General features: G+C 69.5%; 17 protein-coding genes and 2 tRNA genes. 4 read left to right on the top strand and 15 right to left on the bottom strand.

The window, feature by feature from the left end:
- The first annotated feature begins 83 nt into the window (after positions 1 to 83).
- Genes NJ4_RS12120 through NJ4_RS12130 form a run of 3 tightly spaced genes read left to right on the top strand, consistent with a single transcriptional unit; the run spans position 84 to position 2,831 of the window.
- Positions 84 to 1,376 (top strand): PLP-dependent aminotransferase family protein, encoded by a 1,293-nt coding sequence (locus NJ4_RS12120; protein WP_067435078.1) that lies wholly within the window; start codon positions 84 to 86, stop codon positions 1,374 to 1,376.
- A gap of 46 nt (positions 1,377 to 1,422) precedes the next feature.
- Entirely contained in the window at positions 1,423 to 2,466 is a 1,044-nt protein-coding gene (locus NJ4_RS12125; RefSeq protein WP_067435081.1) for an adenosine deaminase, read from the top strand.
- Positions 2,463 to 2,831, top strand: a complete 369-nt coding sequence (locus tag NJ4_RS12130; RefSeq protein WP_157551109.1) for a DUF4190 domain-containing protein — start codon at positions 2,463 to 2,465, stop codon at positions 2,829 to 2,831. The genes NJ4_RS12125 and NJ4_RS12130 overlap by 4 nt, the downstream gene beginning before the upstream one ends.
- Positions 2,832 to 2,840: 9 nt before the next feature.
- Here NJ4_RS12130 and NJ4_RS12135 read toward each other — a convergent pair whose 3' ends face one another.
- The 14 genes from NJ4_RS12135 to NJ4_RS12200 all read right to left on the bottom strand — a co-directional run bounded on the left by NJ4_RS12135 (position 2,841) and on the right by NJ4_RS12200 (position 12,205).
- Positions 2,841 to 3,881 carry a UDP-N-acetylmuramate dehydrogenase gene (locus NJ4_RS12135; protein WP_067435087.1) on the bottom strand — a complete coding sequence of 347 codons (1,041 nt, stop codon included), beginning with the start codon at positions 3,879 to 3,881 and terminating at the stop codon, positions 2,841 to 2,843.
- A complete protein-coding gene (locus NJ4_RS12140; RefSeq protein ID WP_067435090.1) occupies positions 3,874 to 4,260 on the bottom strand; it encodes a MaoC/PaaZ C-terminal domain-containing protein in 387 nt (128 codons plus the stop codon). Before NJ4_RS12140 ends, NJ4_RS12135 begins: the two co-directional genes overlap by 8 nt.
- Positions 4,257 to 4,658: an FAS1-like dehydratase domain-containing protein gene (locus NJ4_RS12145; protein ID WP_067435093.1), complete on the bottom strand. Its 402-nt coding sequence runs from the start codon at positions 4,656 to 4,658 to the stop codon at positions 4,257 to 4,259. Before NJ4_RS12145 ends, NJ4_RS12140 begins: the two co-directional genes overlap by 4 nt.
- A gap of 86 nt (positions 4,659 to 4,744) precedes the next feature.
- The gene (gene rpmG, locus NJ4_RS12150) at positions 4,745 to 4,915 is read right to left on the bottom strand and encodes a 50S ribosomal protein L33 (RefSeq protein WP_056682466.1); all 171 of its coding nucleotides are present in this window, start codon (positions 4,913 to 4,915) and stop codon (positions 4,745 to 4,747) included.
- 64 nt (positions 4,916 to 4,979) lie between these two features.
- Positions 4,980 to 5,053: transfer RNA gene (locus NJ4_RS12155), tRNA-Met, on the bottom strand.
- 50 nt (positions 5,054 to 5,103) lie between these two features.
- Positions 5,104 to 5,176, bottom strand: a tRNA-Thr gene (locus tag NJ4_RS12160).
- 64 nt (positions 5,177 to 5,240) lie between these two features.
- Entirely contained in the window at positions 5,241 to 6,641 is a 1,401-nt protein-coding gene (locus NJ4_RS12165; RefSeq protein WP_067435096.1) for an amidase, read from the bottom strand.
- A 28-nt stretch (positions 6,642 to 6,669) separates the two neighbouring features.
- Positions 6,670 to 7,377, bottom strand: a complete 708-nt coding sequence (locus NJ4_RS12170; protein WP_245644546.1) for an LrgB family protein — start codon at positions 7,375 to 7,377, stop codon at positions 6,670 to 6,672.
- Complete coding sequence (locus NJ4_RS12175; RefSeq protein ID WP_067435099.1) at positions 7,374 to 7,724, bottom strand: CidA/LrgA family protein; 351 nt, start codon at positions 7,722 to 7,724, stop codon at positions 7,374 to 7,376. Before NJ4_RS12175 ends, NJ4_RS12170 begins: the two co-directional genes overlap by 4 nt.
- A gap of 53 nt (positions 7,725 to 7,777) precedes the next feature.
- Positions 7,778 to 8,377 (bottom strand): flavin reductase family protein, encoded by a 600-nt coding sequence (locus NJ4_RS12180; RefSeq protein WP_217996848.1) that lies wholly within the window; start codon positions 8,375 to 8,377, stop codon positions 7,778 to 7,780.
- Positions 8,378 to 8,392: 15 nt separating this feature from the next.
- Positions 8,393 to 8,992: a hypothetical protein gene (locus NJ4_RS12185; protein ID WP_067435104.1), complete on the bottom strand. Its 600-nt coding sequence runs from the start codon at positions 8,990 to 8,992 to the stop codon at positions 8,393 to 8,395.
- Positions 8,993 to 9,103: 111 nt separating this feature from the next.
- On the bottom strand, positions 9,104 to 9,955 hold the full coding sequence (locus NJ4_RS12190; protein WP_067435107.1) for a dioxygenase family protein: 852 nt from the start codon (positions 9,953 to 9,955) through the stop codon (positions 9,104 to 9,106).
- 11 nt (positions 9,956 to 9,966) lie between these two features.
- Positions 9,967 to 11,574, bottom strand: a complete 1,608-nt coding sequence (locus NJ4_RS12195) for a 4-hydroxyphenylacetate 3-hydroxylase family protein (protein ID WP_067435110.1) — start codon at positions 11,572 to 11,574, stop codon at positions 9,967 to 9,969.
- Between the two features lie 64 nt (positions 11,575 to 11,638).
- Positions 11,639 to 12,205: a flavin reductase family protein gene (locus tag NJ4_RS12200; RefSeq protein WP_067435113.1), complete on the bottom strand. Its 567-nt coding sequence runs from the start codon at positions 12,203 to 12,205 to the stop codon at positions 11,639 to 11,641.
- Between the two features lie 144 nt (positions 12,206 to 12,349).
- Between NJ4_RS12200 and NJ4_RS12205 the strand changes: the two genes are divergently transcribed.
- Complete coding sequence (locus tag NJ4_RS12205; protein ID WP_067435116.1) at positions 12,350 to 13,180, top strand: IclR family transcriptional regulator domain-containing protein; 831 nt, start codon at positions 12,350 to 12,352, stop codon at positions 13,178 to 13,180.
- A 17-nt stretch (positions 13,181 to 13,197) separates the two neighbouring features.
- On the opposite strand, the gene NJ4_RS12210 is transcribed toward NJ4_RS12205, so the two are convergent.
- On the bottom strand, positions 13,198 to 14,097 hold the full coding sequence (locus NJ4_RS12210) for a LysR substrate-binding domain-containing protein (RefSeq protein WP_067435120.1): 900 nt from the start codon (positions 14,095 to 14,097) through the stop codon (positions 13,198 to 13,200).
- Positions 14,098 to 14,115: the final 18 nt, after the last annotated feature.

The following is a 14,115-nucleotide window of genomic DNA, read 5'->3' on the forward strand; positions in this document are numbered from 1 at the left end:
CAAACCGACCGACTCCGCGCGTCGACCGACCACCTTGTGGGTGGCCCGCGTCGACCGCACGCCACCCATGAAAACATGGACCCATGACCGAGGCGAACCAGACCGTCCAGCCACTCGCGGAGCGCTCCGCCGACCAGCTCGCCGCATTCCTCGCGGAACAGCGCGCGGCGTACGACGCCCTCAAGGCCGGCGGCCTGAAGCTCGACCTCACCCGCGGCAAGCCCGCACCCGCTCAGCTCGACCTGTCCGACGGGTTGCTCTCACTGCCCGACGGGGTGAAGGACGCCGACGGCGTCGACACCCGCAACTACGGCGGCCTGGCCGGCATCTCCGAGCTGCGCGCCATGTTTGCCGACCTGCTGTGGGTCGAGCCCGCGCAGGTCGTTGCCGGCGGCAACTCCAGCCTGGTGATGATGCGCGAGGTGCTCACCGACCTGTGGCTCAAGGGCGGTGTCGACAGCGAGCGCCCGTGGGGACAGGAGGAGAAGGTCACCTTCATCTGCCCCGTCCCCGGCTACGACCGTCACTTCACCCTGCTCGACTGGTTCGGCATCGAGACCGTCACCGTGCCGATGAACGAGGACGGCCCGGACGCCGAGGCCGTGGCGGCGCTGGTCGCCGACGATCCCAGCATCAAGGGCATGTGGATCGTGCCGACCTATGCCAACCCGAGCGGCTCGATCGCCAGCCAGGAGGTCGCGGCCCGCCTGGCGTCGATGCCGACCGCGGCACCGGACTTCAAGATCTTCTGGGACAACGCCTACGCGTTCCACCACCTGACCGAGGACGAGGCCAAGAGCGCCGACATCCTCACCCTGGCCAGCGCGGCGGGCAACCCGCACCGCCCGATCATGTTCGCCTCGACCTCGAAGATCACCTTCGCCGGCGCCGGCGTCGCCTTCCTGGCCGGCTCGGTCGAGACCGTGAAGTGGTACACCACCCACCTCGGCAAGGGTGCGATCGGTCCCGACAAGCTCAACCAGCTGCGGCACGCGCAGTTCTTCGGCTCACCCCAGGGCGTGCGCGACCACATGGCCAAGCACCGCGCGATCATCGCCCCGAAGTTCGCGGAGGTCGAGCAGGTGCTCTCCGAGCGCCTGGGCGGCCTGGGGGTGGCCACCTGGACCAAGCCCGCAGGCGGCTACTTCGTCAACCTCGACGTCATGGACGGCACCGCGTCCCGGGTGATCGCCCTGGCCAAGGAGGCCGGCATCGCGCTGACTCCCGCCGGCTCCTCCTTCCCGCACGGCGACGACCCACGCAACCGCAACATCCGCCTGGCGCCGACGTTCCCGGAGCTGGCCGACGTCGCCGCGGCGATGGATGGTGTGGCCACCTGCGCCCTGCTCGCAGCCGCGGAGAAACTCGCCGGCTGACGCGCTGCCGCACGGCCGGGACTCGGGTGCCCGGTAGTGTCCCGGCATGGGTGACCCGAGGCGCGACCTGACCAGCCTGCCCAAGGCACACCTTCACCTGCACTTCACCGGATCGATGCGGCACGCCACGCTTCTCGAGCTCGCCGCACGCGACGGCGTCGTACTCCCCGACTCGCTGGTCGAGGAGTGGCCACCGCAACTGTCCGCGGCCGACGAGAAGGGCTGGTTCCGCTTCCAGCGGCTCTACGACGTGGCGCGGTCGGTGCTGCGCACGCCCGACGACGTACGACGACTGGTGCGCGAGGCCGCCGAGGACGACGTCCGCGACGGTGGCCGCTGGTTGGAGATCCAGGTCGATCCCAGCGGGTACGCCGCGAAGTTCGGTGGCATCACCGCGTTCACCGACCTCGTGCTCGACTGCGTCCGCGACGCGTCCGAGCGCACCGGGTTGGGCATCGCCGTCGTGATCGCGGCCAACCGCACCCGGCACCCGCTCGACGCCCGCGCCCTGGCCCGGCTCGCGGCGCAGTACGCCGAGCGCGGGGTGGTCGGCTTCGGGCTCTCCAACGACGAACGCCGGGGCACCACCGCAGACTTCGCGCCGGCCTTCGCCATAGCCGAGCGGGCCGGACTCCTGCTGGCCCCGCACGGCGGCGAGCTGCGCGGGCCCGACAGCATCAGGCTCTGCCTCGACCACCTGCACGCGGACCGGCTCGGCCACGGGGTGCGGGTCGGGGAGGACCCGGCGTTGCTCGATCGCGTGGTGCAGCAGGGCATCGCCCTCGAGGTGTGCCCGGTCTCCAACGTCGCGCTCGGCGTCTACTCCGACCTCACCTCGGTGCCGCTCCCCCAGCTGATGGACGCGGGGGCCACCGTCGCTCTGGGGGCCGACGACCCGCTGCTGTTCGGCTCCCAGCTCGAGGGCCAGTACGCCACGATGCGCGCCGCCCACGACCTGACCGATGCCCGGTTGGCCGAGCTGGCGCGGATGTCGTTCCGGGCCTCACGGGCTCCCTCCGACGTGGTCGATCGAGGCCTGGCGGACATCGACCGATGGCTGCGGGCAGATCCTGCCACCGTTGAGGCATGAGCACCTCCGACCACCAGCCCACTCCTCCAGGCCAGCGCCCGCCCGTGCCACCTCAGGGCAGTGGGTGGGGGTGGCCCGCGATGCCGATCCCGCCGCCGCAGCATCCCGGCGCCGCGGGCGCTCTGACGTTGGGACTGGTCGCCGTCATCGGGGCGGTCTTCTGCGTGGTGCCGATCCTGCTCTCCCCCGTGGCGTGGATCCGGGGCCGGGCCGTCCTGAAGGAGATCGACGCGAACCCGCAGCGCTGGAGCGGGCGCGACCTCGCCAACACCGGCTACATCCTCGGCATCGTCGGTACGGCGTTGCTGGCGCTCGGCGTCATCGGCGTCGGCGGGGTGATCGCCCTCTTCCTGGCCACCGAGTGAAGGGGCGGCTCACAGCCCGCAGCCGACCATCACCGGCTCGTTGACCAGCCGCACGCCGAAGCGGGCCTCGACGCCGTCGCGCACCTCGCGGGCCAGAGCCAACAGGTCGTCGGTGGACGCACTCCCCCGATTGGTGAGCGCCAGCGTGTGCTTCGTCGAGAGGCTCACCCGTTCGTTGCCGTGGCCCTTGGTGAACCCGGCATGCTCGATCAGCCAGGCCGCACTCGTCTTCACCGTGCCGTCGGGCTGCGGGAACCGAGGCGCGCTGTCGGGCAGCGCGTGTGCCTGCTCGGGGGTCAGGAACGGGTTGGTGAAGAACGAGCCGGCGCTCCACGTGTCGTGGTCGTCCGCGTCGAGCACCATCCCCTTGCCGGCGCGCAGCCCCAGCACCGTGCGGCGTACGTCGGCCAGCGGAGCCCGCTCGCCCTGCTCGACGCCGAGGGTGCGGGCGAGCTCGGCGTACTTCACCGGCGCACCGAGATCACCGGGGAGGAACTGGAAGGTCACCTCGAGCACGACGTGCCGCCCGGGGTCGGCCTTGAAGCGGCTGTGTCGGTAGGCGAAGCCGCAGTCGGCGTTGGCGAAGGTGCGCACGCCGCGCAGCCGGCGGTCCCACACCCGGACGGAGCTGATCGTCTCGGCGACCTCCTGCCCGTAGGCGCCGACGTTCTGGATCGGGGTGGCTCCCACGGAGCCTGGGATGCCGGAGAGCGCCTCGACGCCCACCCAGCCACTGGCCACCGCACGGGCAACCAGGTCGTCCCAGTTCTCGCCGGCGGCCACGCTCACGGTGACGCCACCGGTCGGGCTCTCGCCGTGCTCGTCGACCCCGGCCGCGAGGCCACGCGTGGCGATGCGGACCACGGCGCCCGGAAACCCGTCGTCGGAGACGACCAGGTTGCTGCCGCCGGCCACCAGCAGGACCGGCTCACCACGGCCGTCCGCGTCGCTGACGGCGGAGATCAGCTCGTCCTCGGTGCGCGCCTCGACGTAGGAGCCGATCGGGCCACCGAGCCTCAGTGTGGTCAGGTCGGCCAGGCGTTCAGCCACGAATGACTGCCTTGGGGGCCCCGAGCACCTTCTCGTCGCCGCAGGTGACCTCGAGCGCGATCGTGGTGAGCCCGTCGGCCGCACCGGTGACCCTGCCGGCCACCCGGACCACCACGCCGTCGTCGTCATCGGGGACCACGACGGGCTTGGTGAACTTGCAGCCGAACTCGACGACCTTGCCGGGGCCGCCGGCCCACTCCTCGACGGCGCGGGCGGCCAGCGCCATCGTGAACATGCCGTGGGCGATCACTCCGGGCAGGCCGACGGAGGTCGCCACCCGCTCGCTCCAGTGGATCGGGTTGAAGTCGCCACTGGCGCCGGCGTAGCGGACCAGGTCGGCGCGCGTGATGCGGAACTCGCGGGTCGGGTAGTCGTTCATGCGCTCTCACCCCGGTGGATCAGCGTCGCCTTGGTGGTGCAGACCAGCGCCCCGTCGGCGTCGGTGATGCGGCTCGAGGTGCCGATGATGTCGTTGCCGCCGATCTGGCGCAGGGTGTCGACGGTCAGGCTCGCGGTGAGCACGTCGCCGGCTACGACCGGCCTCTCGTAGGCGAAGCGCTGCTCGCCGTGCACGATCCGGAACAGGTCGACCTGCACGTCGGCAAGGAAGTCGTTCATCGCATGGAAGGCCACGATGATCGGGAAGGTGGGCGGCGCGGTGCGTTCGTCGTACGACGCCCCGGTCGCGTCGGCGAACTCCCGCAGCTTGCCGGCGGTCACGGCGTACGGCGCGGTGGGTGGGAACTCACGGCCCACCAGGGACTGGTCGATCGGCATGCGTCCAACCTATCGGTCCGTGAAATGGCGTCGAGGACGACACCCATGACGGGCGTCGTCCTCGACGGACGTGGGTGGAGACTCGCTCAGCGGGTCTCGCGGTGCGCGGTGTGCGTGCGGCAGCGCGGGCAGAACTTCTTCATCTCCATGCGGTCGGGGTCGTTCCGACGATTCTTCTTGGTGATGTAGTTCCGCTCCTTGCAGTCCACGCAGGCAAGCGTGATCTTGGGGCGAACGTCAGAGCTCTTGCTGGCCACGGGAAGTCCTTCGCTGGATAGGTACTGCAGGGTGGTGCTGGTGTTGCTCGGTCGAACGTCTGTGTAGCGGGAGCGGGACTCGAACCCGCGACACCACGATTATGAGTCGTGTGCTCTAACCACCTGAGCTACCCCGCCACGGGGACAGGGTGGCCCGCCGGCGCGAACCGGCGGGACCCCACACCCAGAGCCCCTTTACGGAATCGAACCGTAGACCTTCTCCTTACCATGGAGACGCTCTGCCGACTGAGCTAAAGGGGCGCAACGACAGTGAAGAATACACAGACGGTCGGGCGATCATGAAATCGGGTGCCAGAGGCCCTGCTCACACCTGAATCCGGGCGAACGGATGGGCCTCCTCGAGCTCGTAGGCGAGCTCGAGAAGACTCGCTTCGCGACCCGCTGCAGCGCCGAACATCATGCCCTGAGGAAGGCCCGACGCGGTGGTCGCCAGCGGGAGCGAGATCGCCGGATCACCGGTCGCGTTCTGCAACGGGGTGAAGGCCACCCACTCCATCAGCCGCTCGATGATCTGCTCGTAGTCCGCAGTGGGGTCGAGGTGGCCGACCTCGGGGGTCTCGGTCGCCAGCGTGGGTGTGAGCACCACGTCGTAGTCCCGGAAGAAGCGGGCGGAGATGCGCTTGGACGCCCCGATGCGCGCCGTCGCCAGGGGCAGCCGGTGGGCGTTGCGGCGCGCGTGCCGAGCCAGGCCCAGGGTCAGGTTGTCGAGTCGCGAGGGGTCCCACGACTTGCCGTGGGCCAACCGTCCGGTGCGCACGATGAACTCGCTGAGCAGCGACCAGTAGAGCAGGAAGTCGTCGACGAAGTACGCCGGCACCGGCGGCTCGATCTGTTCGACGTGGTGGCCGAGCTCCTCCAGGGCGGCCGCGGTCTTCAAGGTCAGCTCCGAGACCTCGGGGCCTGCCGCGCGTCCCACCGACTCGGTCGTGACGGCGATCCTGAGCCGCTTGCGACCCGGGTGGGTGATGTCGCCGATCGGGGCGAGCTTGAGGTTGCGGTAGACCTTCTCGGCCTCACGGAAGAACGCGGCGGTGTCGCGCACCGAGCGGGTGACGACACCGTCGGCGACGATGCGCACCGGCATGTCTCGCATCAGCTTGTCCTGGGCGATCCGGGTGCGGGTCGGTTTCAGGCCGACCAGGCCGTTCACCGACGCGGGGATGCGGATCGAGCCACCACCGTCGTTGGCGTGCGCGATCGGCAGGGCGCCCGAGGCCACGAGTGCCGCAGACCCGGCGGAGGACGCCCCCGCCGTACGCGTCGTGTCCCAGGGGTTGCGGACCGGGCCGATGCGCGGATGCTCGGCCGAGCCGCTGAAGCCCCACTCGGACAGCTGGGACTTCCCGAGCGGGATCACGCCGGTGGCCTTGAACATGCGCGCGAAGTCGCCGTCCTTGCGGGCGGGCCTGGCGACGTAGGCGTCGGAGCCCTGCTGCGTGGGCATGCCCTCGGCATCGCAGTTGTCCTTCACCAGGGTGGGGACGCCGCAGAAGTAGCCGCCCTGCGGCGTCCTCGCCTCGACGCGGGCCCGGTCGAAGGCGGCGTAGGCGAGACCGTTCAGCTCGGGGTTGACCTTCTCGATGCGCCCGATGGCGGCCTCGACCACCTCGGGAACCGTGACCAGGCCGGACTGGATGGCCTCGACCAGGCCCACCGCGTCGTGGTCACCGAGGGCGTCGTCACTGAAGGCGTGCACATGTGTCATGAGCCACAAGTTACCGCCCGGTTGCGGCTCATCCCAGCAGGTGGATCAGCAACGGAACGAGCAGGCTGGTGGCCAGCGCGGTGAGACCCATCGACAGTCCGGAGAAGGCCCCCTCGGTCGGGTCCTCCTGCAGGGCACGTGAGGTGCCGATGCCGTGCGAGACAGCGCCCAGGGCGAGGCCACGGGCGCGGCGGTCACGGATGTGCAGCAGGGTCAGCACCGTGGGGCCGAGGACGGCGCCGAGCATGCCGACCACGATGGTGAGGACGGCCACCATCGACGGGTTGCCGCCGGCGTGGTCGGTGACCGCGATCGCGATCGGCGTCGTCGTCGACTTCGCCGCCATGGTGCGCTCCAGGACATCGCCACCGCCCAGCACACGAACCATGAGGACACCGGTGGCGATGGAGACGAACGCCCCCACCGGGATGGCGATCAGCATCGGGACCGCCAACTCCTTGAGGTGGTGTGCCTGGCGGTGGAGCGGTACGGCGAGGGCGACCGTGGCCGGGCCGAGGAAGAAGGCGATGACGGACCCGCCGACCAGGTACTCGTCGTACTCGATGTCGAGCAGCCACATGGCCACACCGATGACCACGATGGCCACCAGCACGGGCTGGGCCAGCGGGTGGTTGCGGGAGAGTCGCTTCATCTCGAGACCGACCCGGTAGCCGGCCAGGGTCAGGAAGACGCCCAGGAGGGGCGAGGAACGCAGGTAGTCCATGGTCTCGCTCACGACGCACTCCTGCGCCGGGTGAGGAGGACGACCAGCAGCGCCACGGCGACCAGACCGGCCAGCCACGAGACCAGCAGCGCGCCGGTGATCGGCACGGCGTCGTTCCGCACCGCGCCGAGGTAGGCCACGATCCCGACACCCGGCGGGATGAAGAGCAGCTGCAGGTGGCGCAGCATGCGGTCGGAGATCCGGAGCAGGCCCGCGCCCGTCTCGGGGCGCCGCCACTGGAGCAGCGCGAAGAGAATCACCATCCCGACGACCGGGCCGGGAACCGGCAGGTCGAGCGAACGCACCAGCACCTCACCGACGAGCTGGCAACCGAGCAGCCACATCATCCCGTTGAGCACGGCGGTCACCCTACGCGCGAGATCTGGGTCACTGAGGGGTCGCCGGTGGGTTGCTAGGACGGCGGTTGCAGGGGCCTCTCGAGGGTGACCACCTCGGGTGGCAGTCCCCACTCGGCCCCGCCCAGGCGGGACACGGGCTGCAGTCCGGCCATTGCCGGTGAGCCGTCGACCAGCGCCTCGTCGCGGACCGTGACCGCCACGACCCGGCCGAGCACGAGGGTGCAGGTGCCGACCTCGATCGTGCTGTGCAGGACGCACTCGATGGACGCCGGCGCCTCGGCCACGCGGGGCGGTGCCACCTGCTCGCTGGGCTCCATGGCGACGCCAACGGCCGCGGCCTCGTCGACGTCGGCGTCGTAGGGCGCACTGGTCCGGTTGACCGCGTCCATCTGCGGCAGGCTGGCCAGGTTCACCACGAACTCGCCGGTGGCCAGCACGTTGCGCAGCGTGTCCTTGACCCCGACCGAGGTGAACTGGACGACCGGGGGGCGGTTGCTGGCGACGGTGAAGAACGAGTGCGGGGCGAGGTTGAGGACGCCGTCGCCGGACAGCGTGGAGACCCACGCGATCGGACGGGGTACGACGAGCGCGGTCAGCAGGCGGTAGGGGTTGACGTCGGGGTCGTCGACCGCGAAGACGTGGCGGGTGGTCACGGCATCCAGCATCGCTCAGACCGCAACGCGGAGGAGTCGGGGGTCGTGCCGGCCCAGCAGCTGCGCGGCGGCATCGGTGTCTCCGTCGGCCAGGAGCCGGCGTACCTCGGTGGAGGAACAGGTGCGCTCCCCCACGCGGACCAGGTCGAGCGCGTCGACACGGAAGCCGTGCCAGGCACCGGCCTCGACCAGGTAGTCGACGTCGCCGTGCCCGCCACGCCCGCACCGCAAGTTGGACCCCACGACCAGAGAACGCAGGCCCAGCCGACCGACCAGCCCCTCGGTCACGAAGTCCTCGGCCGAGATGGCGGCCGTGGCACGGGTGAAGGGAAGCACGACGACACCGTCGATGCCCTGGTCAAGGGCCAGCTCCACCCGCTCATCGACGCCGAGCAGCACGCGGGGTGCGCGCTCGGGGCAGGTGACCAGCATCGGGTGCGGATCGAAGGTGACCAACAGCGTCGGCAGCCGCATCCGTGCTCCATGGTCGACCGCTCGGCGGGCGAGTGCCTGGTGCCCACGGTGGAATCCGTCGAAGAAACCCATCGTGACGACCGAGCCGTGCGGGTCGATCTCGTCCCGGGAGGGCCAGTCGTGCCATACGCGACCGCTCATGGTGCTCACCTTCATCGAAGTTGGAAACCCGCGAGGCCGGGCGGGGTGAGTGCCGGCCCCGCGGGTGTCAGTGGGTGTCTTTGCCTGAATCCGTCGATCGGCGGTTCAGGCTCAGTCGGACTCCAGCTCGAAGTCGTAGGTCGAGCGGCGCACGCCGGTGCCGTCGTCCTGAGGGTCGATGACCAGCTCGGGCTTGGTCGCCTCGGCGACGTCGGACTCGAGGTACTCACCACCGGCGAAGTAGATCTGGGTGGTGACCGGACGATGACCCTCGGCGCGCACCTGGATGTGCAGGTGCGCCGGACGCCACGGGTGCCAGCCGGACGCCTCGATCAGCTGGCCGGTCGGCCCGTCGTGGGGGATCTGGTAGGGCGCGGGCTGGATCGTGGAGATCTCGAACCTGCCCTCGTCGTCGGTGACGAAGATGCCACGCAGGTTGCCGTCGGGGACGTGCGGCGCGAAGCCGGAGTAGTAGCCGTCGGCGTCCGCGTGCCAGATGTCGACCTCGGCACCGGCCAGCGGCGTTCCGTTCACGTCGCGGACCTGGCCGGACAGCGCCAGCGGGGTGCCCTGCTCGTCGGCCCGGCGGGGCAGCCCGGCCCTCGCCGGCAACCGCACCTGGTCGGGCAGGAAGTACGGGCCGAGGATGGAGCCCTTGGTGCCGTGCTGGGAGCGGGCGACCTGGGCCTCGACGGCGTGCTCGACGAACACGTCCATGAAGAGGGGCCACTCGCCACCCTCACCGACGGCCATCAGCCAGGCCTTGGCCGCCTGGAACTCGGGATAGGTGACGTCGTACTCCTCGATGGCGGTGTGGACGCCCTTGAGGACGGCGGTGACGATCGCCGCGACCCGCTCGGGCGGGGTGTCGGCGAGGTCCTGGTTGGCGGCGGCAGCCTTGAAGTTCTCACTCGCGTTCGCGCCCGAGCCGGCGGCGGTGGGTGATTCCTGGAGAGAGGTCATGACTGCTTCCTTCACTTGCGGTTGAGGATCTGGCTGACGTCGGTGGGGTTGACCAGGTCGGGCACGGTCCAGCCGTCGAGGTCGTACTCGGAGAGGAAGGAGTCGGCGAAGCCGGTCATCTTCTCGGTCTCCCCCTGCGCCTCGGCGGCGAAGAGGATCTCGGCCTTCACGTTCTCGTGGTTGCCCGAGTAGTTGCGCTCGTAGAGCTCGTGACGGCCACCGAACTCGGTGCCGACGGCGTCCCAGAGTGCCTTCATGAGCTTGGTGCGGTCGACCGCGTCGTAGCCGTTGGAGCCGCGGACGTACTTGTCGAGGTAGGGCCGGACCTCCGGGGTCTTGAAGTCGATCGCGTTGGAGTTGAGGTAGATCAGGCCGGAGGCGACATCCTGCATGATGATCTCCTTGACCCGGGGGTACATCTGGATCATCAGCTGGCGGTAGACCATGCCGTAGTCGAGCTTGGGCAGCGCCATGCCGCCCGGTCCCTCGTCGGGATTGGCGACCATCGCGTCCGCCAGCGCCCGGAAGGTGTTGCGGTAGCCGATCACCTCACCGACCCGGGTCTGCACGCCGCGGAAGTCCTTGGTGCCGGTTGCCTCCAGTGCCTTGAGCAGCAGGCCGGCGATGAACTCCAGCTTCGTGGCCAGGCGGATGCAGCCGTGGAAGGTGAAGCGGTGGAAGAAGCCGGTCTGCATCGCGAAGCCGTTGATCTTGTCCACGTCGCCGTAGACGAAGATGTTCTCCCAGGGGACCAGCACCTTGTCGAAGACGAAGATGGTGTCGTTCTCGTCCATCCGGCTCGAGAGCGGGTAGTCGAACGGGCTGCCGAGGCTGTCGGCCTGCATGCCGTACGACGGGCGGCAGATCAGCTTGACGCCGGGCGCGTCCATCGGGACGGTGCAGACCAGGGCGTACTCCTTCTTGCGGATCGGGAGTCCGTAGTGCGCGATGAAGTTGTAGTTGGTGATCGCCGAGCCGGTCGCGACGACCTTGGCGCCCGAGACGATGACGCCGGCGTCGGTCTCCTTCTCGACCTTCATGAACACGTCGCCGACCTCGTCCGGCGGCAGGTTGCGGTCGACCGGCGGGTTGATGATCGCGTGGTTCCAGTAGAGGACCTTCTCCTGGCTCTCCTTGTACCAGCGCTTCGCGTTCTCCTGGTAGGGCGAGTAGAACTCCGAGTTGCCGCCGAGGGTGCCCAGGAAGCTGCCCTTGTAGTCGGGGGAACGGCCCATCCAACCCCAGGTCTGGCGGGACCAGTGCTCGATGGCCTTGCGGTCGGCCTGCAGGTCCGCACTGTTCTTGGGGGTCTTGAAGAACGGGTGGGTCCAGCCGCCGTTGCCGGTGTCGGTGGGCACCCACAGGTCCTTCTTGAGCTGCTCGTCGTGCAGCGAGTCGTAGAGCCGGGCCGTCATCCGGATCGGGTTGCGGAAGGCCGGGTGCTCGGTGACGTCCTTGACCCGCTCGCCGTAGATCCAGATCTCACGGTCGTCCTTGAGTGAGTCCATGTATTCGGCGCCGTTCATCGGCTGGGTCGCGGTGGCCCCCTCGGGGGCCTTGAGGCCCTCGATGCCCTGCGTGTTCTCAGCGGTCTCGGTGCTGTCTGCTGTCTGGGTCATCTGCTTCTCCTTCAGAGGTGTGGTGCGTCGTGCCGTGTCGTGGCCGGCGAGCCGGCCAGGTCAGTCAGGCGTGGGTGGATTCGGCGAGGGGGCGGAAGCTGTCGGCGTCGAACCAGCCACTGGTGGGGCAGTCGATCGAGCCGCCCCAGTGCATGCCGGGTGCGGCATCGTGCTGGGGGCTGAGGTAGCGGAACTGGCCGCCGAAGAACAGCAGGGGGTTCCGGTCGGAGGTCTCGACGGCCTCGACCTCACCGATGACGATGAGGTGGTCACCGCCGTCATAGGTGCGCCAGGGGCGGCACGAGATCGTGGTGGCCGCACCGGCGAGGAGGGGCGCGGTCGGCCCGTCCACCCAGACCGGCGGCTGCCCGGCGGGACGCCCGGCGAAGTGCCAGGCAACGTCGAGCTGGTCGTGGGCCAGCACGTTGATGGCGAAGGACTGGCCGTCCAGGAACTGGCACGCCTTGGAGGTTCGTCCGAGGGTCACCTGGGCCAGCGCCGGCTCCAAGGAGACGGCGGTGAAGGCGTTGACGGTGGCGCCGTGCGGCTCCTCGTCCTCGTTGCGACAGGTCACGACGGTGACTCCGGTCGCAAATCGACCGAAGGCGTTTCGCAGTTCGCGGGGTTCCATCTGTGCCGACCTCCTGGTGTACGCTGTGCGTACGATTTGCACGCTGTGCGTTCAACACGACAGTGGCCCACGTCACAGGAGTTCGTCAACGGGTGGAACCACCCGTTTCGATACCCAGTTGCGCAGGATTGGGAGGATCCACCTATGAATGACTCACCCGAGGCGGGACTTGACCGCGACCGCATCCAGAGCATCGAACGCGGCTTCGCCGTGCTGCTCGCGTTCGACGAGGAGTCGCCCTCGCCCACGGCGACCGAGGTGGCCGAGCGCACGGGACTCTCACGTCCGGCGGTACGCCGCATCCTGCTGACCCTCCAACACCTGGGCTATGTCAAGGTCTCGGGCCAGCGGTGGATGCTCACGCCTCGCGTACTCACGATCGGGCAGCACTTCGCCGCCACCAACAGCATCATCGAGGTGACCCAGCCGCACCTGCTGCGGCTGGCCGAGCGCACCGGCGAATCGGCCTCACTGGCCCAGCTGGACGGCATCGACGTGATCTACATCGCGCGCGTGCACGCCCGGCGGGTGTTGAGCCTGAACGTCGACATCGGCACCCGACTGCCCGCGCACGCCACGGCGATGGGACGAGTGCTGGCCGCGTTCGGCGGCGCCGACGAGGTCGACCGCATCATCAACGAGGGCGGACTCCCCGCTCTGACCAGTCGCACCGTCACCGACCCGATCAACTTCCGCGACATCCTGCACCAGGTGCGGGTCGACGGGTTCGCCATCGTCGACGGTGAGCTGGAGGAAGGCTTCCTCTCGGCCTCGGCACCGGTCAGGGACGCCAAGGGTGCCGTGATCGCAGCCATCGCCTACTCGACCTCCCGGGCACGACAGACTCCCGAGGAGGTCGCACGCGACGTGCTACCGATCCTGCGAGAGATCGCCCTCGACATCGGCAGCGACCTGGCCGTCCTGGGCGACCGGCCCCGGGTCCTGGCCCTCGGGGCGCGCAACACGTTCAGCTGAAACCGGCCCGAGGACCGTCAGCCGCTGCCATCCCCCTCGGTCAGGGAGCTGCGCAGCTGCTCCAGCACCCGGTCAACAGCCGGCGTACGACGACCGGGGTGCCAGCCGATCGCCAGCTCCACCGTGGCGGTCTCGGCCAACGGTCGGAAGGTCACACCCGACAGCTGCAGGGCACTGACTGACTCCGGCACCAACGCGACCCCGAGGCCGGCAGCGACGAAGACCACCAGTGTCGAGGTCTCGGCCACCTGCACACCCTTGCGGGGGCTGAAGCCCGCGCGCTGACAGAGTGCGAGCACGGTGTCGTGGAGCACGGAGCGGTGCTCGGACGGATAGGTGACGAACGGTTCGTCACGCAGGTCCCGGACCTGCACCGACTCGGTCTCGGCCAACGGATGGTGCGAGGGCAGCGCGACGATCAGCGACTCACGGCGCACGACGAGCACCTCGAGGTCGTCGTGGGGAACCGGCGTGCGCATCAACGCGATGTCGATCGTGCCGTCGCGCAGCGCGACCACCTGGTCCGGCGTGAGCATCTCGCCCTTGACGTCGACCTCGACGTCGGGCAGGGCCGCACGCAGGTCCCTGGCCAGCTGCGGGAGGAGCGAGTAGGTGGCCGAGCCGATGAAGCCGATCGAGACCCGGCCGACCTCCCCGGAGTCCACCCGCGCGGCCTCGACGCCGGCCTGCTCGACGGCCGCGAGGACCGCTCGCGTGCGATCGAGATAGCGGGCGCCGGCCGGGGTCAGCGCGACCTGGCGGGTGGTGCGGGTGAACAGCGCGACGCCCAGCTCGGCCTCGAGCTGGCGGATCTGTTGGGACAGCGGCGGCTGGGCCATGTGCAGGCGTTCCGCGGCCCGGCCGAAGTGGAGCTCCTCGGCGACCGCGACGAAATAGCGGAGATGACGCAGTTCCATATCTCCATCATATGAGTA

The organism is Nocardioides jensenii JCM 1364 = NBRC 14755, assembly GCF_001552535.1.
In the GTDB taxonomy this organism is placed as follows: Bacteria; Actinomycetota; Actinomycetes; order Propionibacteriales; family Nocardioidaceae; genus Nocardioides; species Nocardioides jensenii.